The organism is Nocardia sp. BMG111209, assembly GCF_000381925.1.
Classification (GTDB): domain Bacteria; phylum Actinomycetota; class Actinomycetes; order Mycobacteriales; family Mycobacteriaceae; genus Nocardia.
In genome coordinates, this window is sequence record NZ_KB907307.1 from 3,155,473 (window position 1) to 3,169,984 (window position 14,512).

The following is a 14,512-nucleotide window of genomic DNA, read 5'->3' on the forward strand; positions in this document are numbered from 1 at the left end:
CATGAGTGTGGACACCGCCGAGCTGGAACTGCTCACCGGAACCCTGCGCAAGACGATGTCGACGGTCACCGGCGGCGCGCTGGACCACGCGCTGACCGAACTCGGCTGGCACGAGATGCTCGCCGAGATGCCGGAAGTCGCTGTGCCCCTGGTGTTCCGGCTGCTGGGTGAGACCGGCGCGCACGCCTCCGTCCTCAACGACGTGGTGCGGCACGCGGCGGGACAACCGCCCGAGGACGGCGCGACCGTGCCGCTGCCGTCCTCGGGCGGCTCCTGGATCGTCTGGGAGCGCGGGGAATCCGCCGTTTCCGCAGCGGGCGCCGCGGTCGACGGCGAACTGCCGTTGCGGAAAGTTCCCTCCGGCAACGCGATTCCGCTCGCTGCGGGTCGTACCGCGCTGGCGTGGTGGTTGATCGGTTCCGGGCGGACCATGCTGGCACTGGCGCGTACGCACGTGCTGGATCGCGTGCAGTTCGGCCGCCCACTGGCCTCCTTCCAGGCCGTACGGCACCGGCTGGCGGAAACCCTGGTGGCGCTGGAAGGCGCCGAGGCGACCCTGACGGTCGCCGACAGCGAACTGGGCGCGCTGCTCGCCAAGGCCGCCGCGGGCCAGGCCGCCCTCACCGCCGCCCGGCACTGCCAGCAGGTGCTCGGCGGTATCGGCTTCACCGACGAGCACGATCTGCACCGGCACATCCGCCGGGTGCTGGTGCTCGACGGATTGCTGGGCAGCACACGGGAACTCACGCGCGAGGCGGGCGCGCTGGTTCGCGCCGAGGGCGGGGCGCCCCGGCTGGCGCAGCTGTAACGGAAGAGTTGCTTCGACGGTGCCGGTGGCGCGAGGGATTCGCCACCGGCACTGCGCGTTTCGGGCTCGCCGGCGTTGCCGAGAGGTTTTGCCCCAGGTAATGTCATAGGTTCGCGCTGAACGCGGAGGGGGTGGGATGAACTCCGTACGCAGGGGTGTGCCGTCCGACTATCATCGGAGCACCGAATGGAGTCCGAGGCGGCAATGGCCGACGGCGGTGGTCGGCGGCGTGCTGTTACTGATCGCTTTCGCTGGACCACGACTGCAACCACACGACCTGCTCGCCCTCGGCACCGCATTGATCGGCCTGATGTTGTTGAGCAGCACTTACCTGCCCCGCCGCCCGGCAGTCGAGATGAACCGAACGAACCGGGCGATTCTGCGGTACCGGCCGTTCCGCGGCGCGCAACTGTACATGTTCCTGCTCCTCACGGCTCTGGGTGTCATCTCCTTTCTCGCCGGAGGGTACGGCGAATTGCCCGGGCGTTACCTCGTCTACGGGCCGGTGACAGTCCTCCTCGGCCTGACCTGTGTCGTGATGTTCGCCCATCAGGGCTACGCCGTGCGCCTGACATTCGGCGTGCACTCCCTGCGCCTCGTCGCTCACCTACCGTGGCGCCGAACCGATCTCGAATTTCCCTGGGACGGTATCGACGATCTGCGAGTGCAACCGAATCCACGAACGCGCGTCCGGATCCAGGTCCTCACCTTCACCTGCGACCGGCAATCGGTGTTCTTCCACAGTGATCCGCACCGGAAATACCCTGGGAACGAGGGTGATTCGTGGACCCTGTACCCGACGTGGTGGACCGTGGACACCAACGCGCTGCTGTCGACCCTGCGGTACTACATCGACCATCCCGAGCGGCGGGGCGACCTCGATGCGGCGACCACACGGGCGATGCTGACACCGGCGCCGCATTGAACCGCTCGTTCACCACTCCCGGCCGGAGATCAGCTCGTCGGCATCCGCATCGTCGAAACCGTAGGCCCGCGCCACGAACCAGAACTCCTCGCCGATGTCCTCACGCGCTACGGTGTCGAATTCGCTACCCGCCGAGTCGAACTCGGCCTCCAGGTCATTGAACTCGGCGGTGGCAGCCTGGGTGAGGGTGTACAAGGCGGCCAGATCGGCAGGCGCCTCGGCCTCGATGCGCGCGCACAGCCTCAGCAGGATCGCCTTGCCCAGCTCCACCAGATGGTCGGGATAGAACTCGTCCTCCGACAGCACCTCGAGAAAAGCATGCGATGTCACCTGCTGATTACCGATCGGCACGACGTCCCCGCTCTCGAACTTCGATTGTCCACCGCATCATTGCACGCCCCGCCCGAGCCCCGGCCGGGCACGCCACCGCAGGCTCGCCGCCGATACTGCGGCACGCCGTGGAATTTGCGGCGCGACAGCATTTCCCGGCACCGTGACGGTATGGACTGGGCGGCGTTCGGCGCGGAACTCGATGCGGTGTCACAGCGTTACGCACAACGGCACGGGATCCGGCGCACACCCGAGTGGTACGTCATGAAGATCGCCGAGGAGTCCGGCGAGCTGATGCAGCAGTTCCTCGCCGAAACCGGGCAGGGCCGCTCGCGTGGCAAAACCCCTGAGCAACTGCGCGACTCGGTCGACGACGAGATCGCCGACGTCCTCTGCCACGTGGTACTGCTCGCACATCACCGCGGAATGGACCTGCAGGCGGCCATCGACCGGAAATGGTTGCGGCACCGACCGGATGCGACCGGTGGTCAGGCGGTTACGGGCTGATCCGAGTCCGGCCTCGGTCCTCACGGATCGGTGCGAATGTCCCGCCGGTAGGCGCCCGGCGCGATTCCGAACTCCCGTTTGAACGCCTTCGCGAAGGCGAATTGCGAGCTGTAACCCACCTGCCGGGCGACGACCACGAGTGGCGTCCGGTCCCGGCGCAGCAGTCGGGCCGCTGTGATCATCCGCCAGCGGGTGAGGTACGTGAGCGGCGGTTCGCCGACCAATCTGGTGAAACGGCGAGTGAAAGTCGCTCGCGCCACACCGATCTCGCCCGCCAGGCGATCCACGGTCCACGGTTCGGCGGGGTGGGCGTGCATCCGGTGCAGGATGTGCCCGATCGCCTTGTCCGCCATCGCCGCGGTCCAGCCCGTGGAATTGCCGTCGTGCCAGGCGCGCAGAATGTAGATCAGCAACGCGTCCACCAGTGCGGCGACGACGGCATCCCCGCCGGGATCGTGTGCTTGGATCTCGGCGCCGAGCAACGCGACGGCCGCAGCCAGCCGATCCTGCCGCGGGCCGGACAGGTGCACCACCTCGGGCAGGCCCGCCAGCAGCGGGTGCCGTGTACCCGGTTCGATGCGATAGGCCCCGGACACCACGATGGTTTCCGCGCCGTCACCACCGATCGAGACCCTGTCGACGCGGCGGTCCACGACGAGATCGAGGGGTTCGGCGTCACCCGGGTCCGCGAGGGTGTGCTCCGCCCCGCTGGGCATCAGCACGACGTCCCCGGCACGCAACAGCACCGATCGCGCACCGCCGCAGTGCAATAGGCACTCCCCGCGCACGATGACGTGGAACCCGAATCCCCGCCGCCCGCCGAACCGCAATCCCCAGGGAGCGCGGGCGCGGATATGCACGGACAGGGCGGGCGCGGTCGTCACCGCGGCCACCGCGTCGCTCAGGACATCGATCTCCATCGTGCCGTTCCTTCGATCCGATCGAGCATGTTTCGGGCACATTCGACCATAGATCGGATCACGCACCACCCATAACGTCAGTGGGACACAGCAATTCGACTCATCGAGAGGGGACCGTCGTGACCGACCGTCCGTCCGTCATCGTCACCGGCGCCGCCCGCGGAATCGGCCGCGCCGTCGCAGAGCGACTCGGCTCGCAGGGAGCAGGCGTCGTTGTCAATTATCGTTCCGATGCCGAGACCGCCGAGGCCGTCGTTGCCACCATCCGTGCCGCCGGCGGCGATGCGACGGCGGTGCCCGCCGATGTCGCTGTGCCCGAACAGGTTCAGCGCCTGTTCGACGTCGCCCGCCGGCAGTACGGCGATCCGGACGTCGTGGTGCACTGCGCAGCCGTCACGCACTTCACACCGCTCGCCCAGGCCACCGACGCCGACTACGAGCAAGTGTTCAGCGCCAACACCAGAGCTACGTTCGCCACGTTGCGCGCGGCCGCAGGCCAGGTGGTCGACGACGGCCGGATCATCGTCATTTCCAGTGGGGCGGCGGTGGTTCCGCGCGCAAACGCGGGCCTGTACGCCGCGAGCAAGGCCGCCGGCGATCAACTCGTCCGAGTATTGGCCACCGAACTCGCGGCGCGCCGAATCACCGTGAACAGCGTGCTCCCCGGCCCGACCCGCACCGAGACCGTCGTGGCCACGGTGCCCGACGACCGGCTCGCCGCGATCGCCGCCGATATCCCCCTCGGCAGACTCGCCGAACCCGCCGACATCGCCGACGTGGTCGCCTTTCTCGCCTCCGACGCCGGCCGCTGGATCACCGGTCAGGCCATCCACGCCGGGGGCGGGATGTTCTGACCGGTCGGGGGCCACCTTCGTATGAACCGCCTGCCCAGGTTGCGCGACCACCGCAGTATGCACGGTGCCGGTGGTGCACCGACCGACACGCCCGTGAGCATGCCACCTCCCATCGATACCAGGTCCGATCGGGTATCCACGAAACCGGTACATCCCAACCCCATGCCGGCACCGGATCAGGACGTGATGATGACCGATATTCACCGCACGGCGCACACCGTGACGCGTTTGCAGATCGGCACCGGGCGGCCGTTCGAGGCGTTCCGGCGGGATTTCGAAAGTGCTGCACCGGTATTCGATCACGCTGCGGTCGAGGCGATCACCGCCCGGGGCGGATCCTGGGACGAGATCCGTGCGGCTGTCGCCGCGAACGCCCCGCACGGCCTGATGATCTTCGTGTCGATCGACGCGCGGCCGCTGATGGCGGCTGCCGGTCACCGCAGCCCGGCGGTCGAGTATCTGCTCGGCAACCATGTAGTCGCCGAACGGATGTACCGGCACAGCCCACTGGCCCTGCTGTACGCACCGCTGCGCGTGCTGCTCTTCGCCGACGAACGCGGCGACGCGGTTGTCGCCCTGGACCAGCCGAGCACCGTCTTCGCCGCGCTGGACGATCCCCGCATCACCGAGGTCGGCCACGAACTCGACCGGAAGGTCGCGGCCCTGCTGGCATTCGTGGGCGCAGACGCGCAAGAGATCCTCGCCGACGGTGGCTGAGCCCGGTCCCGAGGCGAGCACATCGGTCCGGCTCGATCCACCGACCTTGGAGGACGAATGCCCGAAACAATCGCCGGAATAACCATTCCGGACACCGAACTCGTCCGAGCTGCGACAGCACTCGTCCGCGCCGCGGCCGACGACACGATCTTCAGCCACTCCCGCCGGGTATTCCTCTGGGGTTCACTGTCGATACCGGCCGCATGCCCGTCAGCGACGACCGCACGATCCGACGCCTTCGAGCCGGGCAGAGCTCGAGCGCTCCCGCCGGGCTGTCGGTGGCATCCGCTACGGTGACCGCTCGTAACGTCGCGCAAGTGATCTGCGACGAGTTTCTTGTTGCAGCAGAGGATATTTCATGACAATTCTGACATATCGGGACCTACTGGACGCATGCTCGCCCGGCGGGGCGGCGGTCCTGACGTCGGTGACGGAACTCGCGCCGGCCGGCGGTCCGCATGCCGCGGTTGCGCCGGCAAAGTTCAGCGTGGGCAAGAATTCCGTATTCGCCTACGAGACAAGGTTTATCGTCGACGAGCCGCTGGTAACGGTAATTATCGACTCCAAGCAGTCGCAGTTGAACCGTATGGAGCAACCGCTGTCGATCGCTATCGATGACGGGCACCCGGTGCTGGGCAGGACCCCGCGGATGCGGGTTTCCTATGGCAATGCCAGCTATACGGACCTCGAGTTGCCCCACAGGGCCTTCGACGGTCACATTCGCGCTGGAACCGTGGCAGGAACGCCGGTGACCGAGCACCTGGAATACCGCGCGGCGCGCGATGCTTCGGCCCGCAATGCCCGCGCACTGCTGGAGATGAGCCCGGTGAGCCTCATTTTCGGGGCCTGGGACTCGTCTCGGCGCACCCATCAGGGTCGTTACCGCAGCGCCCTGGTCGGCGAGATCATCGGAGTGCTGGCCGATCAGAGCGCAACGGCGACGACCTCGCCGTTGCGCGGCGGGGCCCGGGTGGACCCTGTGGCGATGAGTGTGCAACTGCCGGGCGCGGAGCTCGAAAAGCTGGTTCGCGCACAGGAATCCGAACTCAGTACCAAGACCGTCGCAGGCCTCCGCGACGAGATCGCGAAGGCCAAGTCGAAGCCGCTGTCGGCATCGCCGCTGGGGATGGGCGGGATCCCGCCGACGCTGGACGCTTTGGGGGCGGTGGCCTGTCGCCAGATCATACGCACCCATGTGCTGAGCTTCAGTGCGTTGCGGCAGTTGCGGTTCGGCGCAGACGCCGCAGGCGACGCGGCGTGCCGGGCGTTGCTGGCGGCGTTCGCTTTGAACGGTCTGGCGCGCTCGGATGCGGAGCTGAGCTTGCGGGCCAACTGCGATCTTCGCGAACTGGGTCCGGCGGAGGTGGTGCTGGATCAACGGTACGGCAAGACAGCGGAATTGGAGCCGCTGACGATCGAGGAGGCGGACGAACTGCTGGCGACCGCGATCGCCGGGGCCATCGAGAAGGCCGGGGTGCGTTGGGAGGGGCAGGTTTTCGAGGTGACCGGCAATCTGGCGGTCTTGCGCGGTGCGGTCGATACGGATGACGACAAATGAGCAACCGGTTCGGAATCCGCGCGCGGTTTCCACTGGGCGTGTACACCGGGCATCGGTCCGACCTCACCCCGGATCCGTTTCCCGACCCGGCGCGGTTACATGCCGCGTTACTGAACGCGGCAGGTCAGGGGTCTACTGCCGTCGTCGAGGGAACGGAACTGCGGCCCAATGATGCGGCGGTAGCGGCGTTGAGCTGGCTGGAGAGGAATCCGCCGACCGGAATCCGGCTGCCGCGTACTCTGCCGGTGGCGAGCCGGCCGGTTACCGCGTACCGGGCCGAGGGCGTAGTGCGCAAGGAACAGGGCCGGTGGGTGGACAAGAAAGTCCAGCGCGCATATTCCGACGGGGTCGCAGTCGATGGCGCGTTCGGATGGTCGTGGGACGGTGTCGTGGTGCCGCCCGCGGTGGCAGAGGCATTGGCCGTGCTGTGTGCCGATGTCTCGTACCTGGGGGAAGCGACCAGCCCGGTGGTCCTGGAGGTCGGTGAGGTGGAGGCGACCGAGGTGCTGCGGCGTGACCTGAATGCGTATCAGTCCGGTGGTCACCGGGTGCGCGCGGCGGTTCCCGGGCGTGGCGAGGCGCTGGCCCGCGCCCACCTGGCCGCGCGCCCGGCGAAGTCGCCCAGTACCGCTGGTGACCGGCACACGACCACCGACAGTCCCGCGCCGGGCCCGGTACCGGCCGAGGGGTTGACGGAACTGCGCTATGTGCCGAGGGTTGCCGAGCCGCCGGCCGCACCGTGGCGGCATGTCCTGCTGATCGAGTCGGATCGGGAAGTAGAGTCGGAGAATCGTCTGCTGTGGTGTGTCGCCATGCATCAGGCTTTGATCGCCCGCATCGGTTACGGCGCACCACCGTTGATCACCGGCAAGTACGAGAACGGGGTCCGGCCGCCGGTGAACCGCCTGGCGATCCAGTTTCTCGACCGTTCCGTGACGGCTGGACACGGCCTCGACAGCCCGGCATTCGGGCTCATGCTGCCAGGTGATGTTGCGGCCGAGGACCTCTTGACGCTCGGTGGAGCGTTGCGTGATCTGACCGGATTGCGCAGTCCCTACGGCCGAATGCGAGTGTCATCGACAGGGCGGGCGATCGAGGCGACGGCGTTCTGGCCGGCGCCGCTGCCCGGACATCGGCGGTTGTGGCGGACGCATCCGGCGGTACTGCCCGAGACACAGCGGAAACGCCGCGGCGACCGGCCATGGTCGCTCGTGGACGCGGCGCTGTTGTCGGTCGGATTCGTCTGGCGCGGCGAGTTCCCCGGCATCGACGCCCGGAACTACCGCGGACTGGCTGAGGCGGTGGAAGCTGCTGGGGTGAAGGCATTCTCACCTACCTTGGTGACTCGCGAGACGGCGAAGTACGCGCACAAGATGCCCCCTGGGGTCCCGGTCCAGCCGTATCGGGCCACGATCGACCTGGGTTTCCTCGCCGGAGATCGGACCATCGCCGCCATCGGGCAGACCCGGCATCTCGGAGGTGGTCTGCTGGTGCCCTTGGACATTCCCGCCGATGCGGCGGCGCTCATGTTCGAGGAGAACAGATGAGTGTGCGGTTCGACGACTTCGAAGAATTCTTCGCCCTCTCCCATGACGGGCACAGTCCCTTCCGCTGGCAGACCCGGCTGGCCCGGCAGCTCTGCGAGACCGGTCGCTGGCCGGACCGGATCGCCGCCCCGACGGGCGCTGGCAAGTCGAGCGTCGTCGATATTCATCTGTTCGCCAACGCATTACACGCCGCCGGTGCCGGTTCACGAGTGCCGCGGCGTCTGTCGGTGGTGGTGAACCGGCGCGGTCTGGTCGATCAGCATGCGCTCCACGCACGGGCACTGTCCGAACTACTGCGGACCGCTGACGACGGCTCGCTGTACGCACGAATAGCCGATGCGTTGCGGTCGTTGCGCATCGGTGACGACGACGAGCCGTTCGAGCTGGCGATGCTGCGTGGCGGGCTCCCACGAGACCGCCGGTGGCTCGACGACCCGGGGAGCTGCACGATCATTTGCGCCACTCCCGATATGTGGGGCAGCCGGTTGCTGATGCGCGGATACGGCTCGTCCCGTTACGCCCATCCACGGGAAGCCGGCCTACTCGCGCACGATTCGGCGGTCATCGTCGACGAGGCCCATCTGAATCGCCAATTGCTGCTCACTGCACAGCGTGTCGGCGAGTTTGCGCAGCGCACCGCCGGGCGAATCGGCGTGGCCGCATTGCAAGCGGTCGAGACCACTGCGACTCCGGCCACCCCGGGCAGCGACGGTGTCACACCGGCGGACATCGATGCGGAGCCGGTGCTGGCCCGGCGCCTACGCACACCGAAACCGGTTCGCTGGCAGGGCTTGCCGACGTGGACGGGAAAGGCACCGAGCGCCCGTTACCTCGATGATCTTGCGGGACTGGTCAATACACAACACACCCGGTACGGGCACGGCACCTCGGGCGGTCGAACCATCGGCTGCGTCATCAACCGCGTGGATACCGCCGTCCGCCTCGCTGCCCTGCTGCGCCGCCAGGGATTGCGCGTGGAAGTGCGAGTGGGGCGAATGCGCCCCTACGACCTGGACCGGCTTCTGGCCGAAAAACCGGGCCTGCTCACCGCGACCGGCGACGCTACCACCGACGTGCTGATTGCCACCCAGACCGTGGAGGTCGGTGTCGACATCGACCTCGCCGCGATGGTCACCGAGCTGGCTCCCGGCTCGGCGCTGGCGCAACGTGCCGGACGGGTGAACCGGACCGGCCGATCCACGGTCACGGAAATCGTGGTGGTCGGCCCCGCAGATCCGGCGAAACTCGGCGACGTCCCGCCGTATCGCGGTGACGACCTGTCCGCCGCGTACGAATGGGTGCAGCGACGCGCCGAAGATCCCGAAGGTTGTGCGCCACTGGCGATCACGGTCGATCCAGCACCATCGCCGAAGCCGTCCCGCACGCTCTGGCAGCGCTTGGAACTCCACGACGCGCACCTGTTGGCCCGCACCAGCGACGAGCTGTTCGCCCAGCCGGACCTCGAACTGTGGTTACGCGACGATCTCGAACCCGAGCGTGCGATGGCCGGTGTCGTCGTCCGTGCCGATCTACCCGCTGACAGCAACACGGCCCTCGCACTGCTGCACGTCGTCCCGCCCGCTGACATCGAAGCCTTCCCCTGCACGCTCACGGACGCAAACGCTCTGATCACCCAGGTCCGCGCCGCACCGCAGCGGCGCCGCGTCTTCATCTGGCGCGAGGACCATCTCGTGGACGACCCCGAGAGCCGGTTGCGCCCCGGCGATATCGTCGTCATCGACGACTGCCACCCCGTGCACACCGAGGGCGTCGTTGTCGAAAACCCCTCCAGCCGCGCCCGACCCGTCCCAGCCGAATCTCTGCCCGGAATTCACGCGATCATCCTCGATGGTGAACTGCTCACCGAATTCGCCGAGCAGACCGACGAGCAATCCGCATCGACGGCCGAAGAGCGCTGGGGGAAAAGACAATTCGTCCCCGGACCGATGGACCCGAATTCCGTCAGGCCCAGGTTGTCGTGGATCGTCGTCCGCGAGACCGCACGCGGCAGCGACGACGAGATTCAGCAGGAATGGACCGGCACCGCAGTCACTCTCGACCGGCACTCCGAAGCGGTAGCGGCACGCGCCGCCACCGTGGGCCGTCGAGTCGGCGTCGCCGAACCGTTGCCCGAGGTCCTACAGCTTGCGGGGCGCTGCCACGACCTGGGTAAGGAAAAAGACTGGTTCCAAAGGCTTCTCGGCCGTCACCCGGACGAACCAGTCCTGGCGAAGAGCCGCAGAAGAACCGAATACCAGGCCAGGCGCGCCCGTGCGACCAGCGGCATGCCCTCCGGCTGGCGCCACGAACAACAATCCGTTCTCGCCACGGTTCACGAACTCGACCGCGCCGCAGTGACCGACACCGCGATGCGCGACATGGTGCTGCGGCTCGTCGGGCTCAGCCACGGCCGCGGCCGAGCCGGATTCCCCCACAGCGCAGCCGAACTCCTCGGCGGCGGCACCGATCCCGTCGCCCGTGCCCTGTTCGACACCGGCGAATGGGACAGCCTGATCGAACGCACCCATACCGTCTGGGGCATCTGGGGAGCCTGCTACCTCGAGGCACTGCTCCGCGCCGCCGACAGCCGATGCTCCCAGGAAGGATCATGAACACATTCCCCCTCGCCGGCGCGGACACCAGCGCATTGACCCACTTCGCGCTCTACGGCCTGGCCAATATCACCGAATCCGAGACCGGACACCTGGTCCAGCTCCGCTGGAACCCTGATACCCGCACCGCCGAACTCCACAGCACGGCAACCACTCAGGAAGACATTGCACGCACCGTCCATGCCCACGCCACCCGATGCGCCGCCGACGGCTCATGGCTGCACGCGCGGGTCGATCACGGCGGACGCGCAGGTACCGCAGCGTTCAGTCCCCGCATCAAGCTCGCCGAATCAGACGAGGAATGGCGCGCCCTGCAACAGGTCCGCCACGCTCATCTCGATACCCTGCTCGCCGAAGACGCGCACCTCGATCTCACCATGATCGGCTGCCTCGGCGAGCCGTCGTACTGGCGCTTCGAAGGCAAGGACCGTCGGCCCGACCACGGTGCCAGCCGATGGGAAATGAAGGCCCGCAACAAAGGTCAGGAATTCGTCAACGACCGCCTGCTTCCGATGGCCAAGACTGTCGCCGCCCGGACCCCGGACGCCATCCTCCGAGGTCTGCTCGGCCACACCGTCACCGACGAACTCGGCAACGACAAACCCGACTCCCAGACCTCGACCGGCTTCACCCGCCCCGCGCCGACCGACTGCGCTCTCGCCTGGTGTGCGCTCTGGGGAATCACCAATTTCCCCATTGCCCAGCGTATCTCGGTGATCTCCCGCACCCCGTCAGCATTCCCCGCCCGTGTCCTCCACCCCACCGCCATGGCACTGCCCCTCATCACCGAGCCGACCACCACCGCCCGACTCCGCACTCTCCTCACCTCCAGCGCACTGGACCTCTATGCCGAACACCTCATCCGACACCCGGACACCCCGACCACGACAACCGAAGCAGCCGGAAAATGGCTCACCGCCCGACATGTCACCGCCCTCATACTGTTCCCGATCCAGAAAGTCGGCAGCGACGCAGCACCCCAACGATTCGTCCTCGATGGCCGCGTCGAACCGCTGCCGACCGTTACCGGCTCCCTCACACCGTTCACAGGATGAAAGCGGACTTCATCGCGCGACCACGCCGGACGAAGCACAGAGTTGGGCCGATCCCCCGACCTCCTCCCTGCGAGCGCCGGGACGCATCGGAAAACCCCGTCAACGCTCGCGGCGAAAACATGCTGATAGGAGCACTTTCCGACGACCGGCCACGTAGAACCCACGGTAATCAGGAGCACCCCGGTAGGCACCGCTCGCGCCCGCCTGCAAATGCGCAGGTCAAATGGGTCGTTTCGGCGACCCAGTCGCAGCTCGTTCGCGAGCTGCTCTTCATCGAGGCGCCCGCCAACGCGACGGCCTGTTCGACATGGCACGGCGGTGTCGCAGCTCGTTCGCGAGCTGCTCTTCATCGAGGCAACGAGGGCATCGTCCCGATGTGGAACGCCATCCCCGGCCGCAGCTCGTTCGCAAGCTGCTCTTCATTGAGGCTTCACCTTCGCTGTGCGCCGCCGTACCCCGGCCTTGCGCCGCAGCTCATCCACGGGCTGCACAACTTGATGAGCCGCAGCGACACGCGCCGATACCTCATCGCATACGACATCACCGCCGACCAGCGACGAGACCAACTTGCCACACGTCTCAGCCGGCATGGTGATCGGGTGCAGTACAGCATTTTCGTCATCGACATCAGCCCTGTGCGACTGGTGAATCTCCGCGCCGAGATCACGAGAATCGTTCGCACGGCCGAGGATTCCACACTGATTTGCGACCTCGGACTTGTCCACATGCTGAGTGCCGACCAATTCCACCGCGTAGGCCGGACCCGGCCGATCACCGGAAATCAATCGATCGTTGCTGATCCTTGAGCTTGACCGCGGACTCCGGTACGAGAGCGTGCCCAACGGGAAGAGAACTCGGCCCATTCGCCTCTGTCTCCTTGCTCGCGCGCGCCTCAACTATCCGGAAAAACCCCATCAGCGCTCGCGACGAAAACCTGCTGATAGGAACCATTTCAAGTACCAAACGGGTAAGATCTACAGGTGTCCGAAGCATCCCGACAGGCAGCGATCGCACCCGCCCGAAAAGGCGCTGGTCAAGCAGGGCGTTTCGGCGGGCCAGTCGCAGCTCGTCCGCGAGCCGCTCTTCATCGAGGCTGCGATAACCACCGGACGGCCATCGGCCCGAAACGCTCGTCGCAGCTCGTCCGCGAGCTGCTCTTCATTGAGGCTTCTCGGCCTCCGCGTCGTGCTTTTTCGCGAGCTCCAGCCGCAGCTCGTCCGCGAGCTGCACTTCATTGAGGCGGCAACGCCGTCACCCCCGCCGCGGCCGAGGTTCTCGCCGAAGCTCGTTCGCGAGCTGCTCTTCATTGAGGCCCGAACCTGGCCGCCACCAGCGGTGCACCCCCACCAGCGGTGCACCCGGTCGGCCGCAGCTCGTCCGCGAGCTACTCTTCATTGAGGCACGACCGCCGACGCCATTCGCCTGCTGCGAGCTGCTCTTCATTGAGACGACTTCGGCGTGGCGGGCGTGGGCAACGTGGCGCTCGCGGTCGCAGCTCCGCGAGCTACTCTTCATAAAGGCTCGGCCATCCTATGGCCAGCGAAATCGGTTGGTACGTCGCAGCTCGTCCGCGAGCTGTACTTCATTGGGGGACCCAAAATCCTGATGGCACTTTTACTTTCGTGCACCGTCGCCGCTCGTCCGCGAGCTGACCCGCGGTCGGCCGGCGGTCGCAGCTCGTTCGCGAGCTGCTCTTCATCGAGGCAGGGCGGTCGGCTGTGTCCATGCGGTGCCACCGCGCGTCGCAGCTCGTTCGCGAGCTGCTCTTCATTGAGGCACCAGGGGCAGCATGCACAGGTTGGCGTACAGATTGCCGCAGCTCGTGCGCGAGCTGCACTTCATCGAGGCGTGAACTACTGGTGGATGCACGCACGCAGGCCCGGTCCCGAGCCGCGGCTCGGGAGTGAAGCGAGCCGCTTGTAACTGAGTACGGGCTCGTGTACAGGCGAGAGACCGATGTTTCTGGTCCGTCGGCTGCGCAGCGACTTTTCCGGAATCGGCGGAAGTGCGGAATGCATGACCAATTTCGGTGCACGCTCACCGAGTTCGTCATTATCGATGCATCGGTTCGAGTGGCACCGATCATGTTTTGCTACTGAATAATCAAGGCGCCGGATCATTACCGATCAGTACGGCAGTTTTCTCACCACCGCTGCCTCATCATCGGGGATCACGGTTGGAATCCCCAAAGATCGACAGGTTAAGGAAGGTGATGGTGGTGGTAAGCGATCGCGATGCCTCTCGCAGGGACACGCACAGATACCTCATCGCATACGACGTTGCCGCCGACCAGCGACGAGACCAACTTGCAAAATGTCTCAGCCGACATGGAGATCGGGTGCAGTACAGCGTTTTCGTCGTCGATATCAGCCCTGCACGACTGGTCCGCCTCCGCGCCGAGATCACGAAAATCGTTCGTATGGCCGAGGATTCCATACTGATTTGCGATCTCGGACTCGTCCACACGCTGAGTGTCGACCAATTCCACTACGTGGGCCGGACCCGGCCGATCACCGGAAATCAGTCAATCGTCATCTGATTCGAATGCCATAATGGCAGACGAACGACGCGCCAATCATATCCTACGGTCACGTATCTGTCGTCCGGAGCAAGATTGTGAAACCCGACGCGAGTACAGAACTCGACCTATGGCGTCTCCTCGCTCGCGACCGCTCCAAC

Annotated in this window: 13 protein-coding genes; 11 read left to right on the top strand and 2 right to left on the bottom strand. The window is 66.4% G+C overall.

Going from position 1 to position 14,512, the window contains the following annotated elements:
• Position 1 precedes the first annotated feature (1 nt).
• Together G361_RS0114430 and G361_RS0114440 are read left to right on the top strand one after the other, a co-directional pair.
• Positions 2-808 carry an acyl-CoA dehydrogenase family protein gene (locus tag G361_RS0114430; protein ID WP_019927796.1) on the top strand — a complete coding sequence of 269 codons (807 nt, stop codon included), beginning with the start codon at positions 2-4 and terminating at the stop codon, positions 806-808.
• A gap of 136 nt (positions 809-944) precedes the next feature.
• Positions 945-1,733 (top strand): hypothetical protein, encoded by a 789-nt coding sequence (locus G361_RS0114440; protein ID WP_155981450.1) that lies wholly within the window; start codon positions 945-947, stop codon positions 1,731-1,733.
• Positions 1,734-1,742: 9 nt separating this feature from the next.
• On the opposite strand, the gene G361_RS0114445 is transcribed toward G361_RS0114440, so the two are convergent.
• Complete coding sequence (locus G361_RS0114445; protein WP_231386875.1) at positions 1,743-2,063, bottom strand: DUF5713 family protein; 321 nt, start codon at positions 2,061-2,063, stop codon at positions 1,743-1,745.
• Positions 2,064-2,234: 171 nt separating this feature from the next.
• Between G361_RS0114445 and G361_RS0114450 the strand changes: the two genes are divergently transcribed.
• A complete protein-coding gene (locus G361_RS0114450) occupies positions 2,235-2,570 on the top strand; it encodes a MazG nucleotide pyrophosphohydrolase domain-containing protein (RefSeq protein ID WP_019927799.1) in 336 nt (111 codons plus the stop codon).
• Between the two features lie 20 nt (positions 2,571-2,590).
• Here G361_RS0114450 and G361_RS0114455 read toward each other — a convergent pair whose 3' ends face one another.
• Positions 2,591-3,490 carry an AraC family transcriptional regulator gene (locus tag G361_RS0114455; RefSeq protein ID WP_019927800.1) on the bottom strand — a complete coding sequence of 300 codons (900 nt, stop codon included), beginning with the start codon at positions 3,488-3,490 and terminating at the stop codon, positions 2,591-2,593.
• A 119-nt stretch (positions 3,491-3,609) separates the two neighbouring features.
• On the opposite strand from G361_RS0114455, the gene G361_RS0114460 reads away from it, so the two are divergent.
• From G361_RS0114460 to cas2 (G361_RS0114495), 8 genes are all read left to right on the top strand, one after another.
• Complete coding sequence (locus G361_RS0114460; RefSeq protein WP_019927801.1) at positions 3,610-4,344, top strand: SDR family NAD(P)-dependent oxidoreductase; 735 nt, start codon at positions 3,610-3,612, stop codon at positions 4,342-4,344.
• 162 nt (positions 4,345-4,506) lie between these two features.
• A complete protein-coding gene (locus G361_RS0114465) occupies positions 4,507-5,061 on the top strand; it encodes a DUF302 domain-containing protein (RefSeq protein WP_019927802.1) in 555 nt (184 codons plus the stop codon).
• A gap of 358 nt (positions 5,062-5,419) precedes the next feature.
• Positions 5,420-6,619 (top strand): type I-U CRISPR-associated RAMP protein Csb1/Cas7u, encoded by a 1,200-nt coding sequence (cas7u, locus tag G361_RS0114470; RefSeq protein WP_026343034.1) that lies wholly within the window; start codon positions 5,420-5,422, stop codon positions 6,617-6,619.
• Positions 6,616-8,166 (top strand): type I-U CRISPR-associated protein Csb2, encoded by a 1,551-nt coding sequence (gene csb2, locus G361_RS0114475; protein WP_019927804.1) that lies wholly within the window; start codon positions 6,616-6,618, stop codon positions 8,164-8,166. Before cas7u ends, csb2 begins: the two co-directional genes overlap by 4 nt.
• Positions 8,163-10,778, top strand: coding sequence for a type I-U CRISPR-associated helicase/endonuclease Cas3 (gene cas3u / locus G361_RS0114480; RefSeq protein WP_019927805.1), 2,616 nt, complete (start codon positions 8,163-8,165; stop codon positions 10,776-10,778). The genes csb2 and cas3u overlap by 4 nt, the downstream gene beginning before the upstream one ends.
• Positions 10,775-11,833, top strand: a complete 1,059-nt coding sequence (locus G361_RS0114485; protein WP_019927806.1) for a hypothetical protein — start codon at positions 10,775-10,777, stop codon at positions 11,831-11,833. The genes cas3u and G361_RS0114485 overlap by 4 nt, the downstream gene beginning before the upstream one ends.
• A gap of 119 nt (positions 11,834-11,952) precedes the next feature.
• Complete coding sequence (cas2, locus tag G361_RS50955) at positions 11,953-12,639, top strand: CRISPR-associated endonuclease Cas2 (RefSeq protein ID WP_231386876.1); 687 nt, start codon at positions 11,953-11,955, stop codon at positions 12,637-12,639.
• 1,406 nt (positions 12,640-14,045) lie between these two features.
• The gene (gene cas2, locus G361_RS0114495) at positions 14,046-14,372 is read left to right on the top strand and encodes a CRISPR-associated endonuclease Cas2 (RefSeq protein ID WP_036494120.1); all 327 of its coding nucleotides are present in this window, start codon (positions 14,046-14,048) and stop codon (positions 14,370-14,372) included.
• The last annotated feature ends 140 nt before the right edge of the window (positions 14,373-14,512 follow it).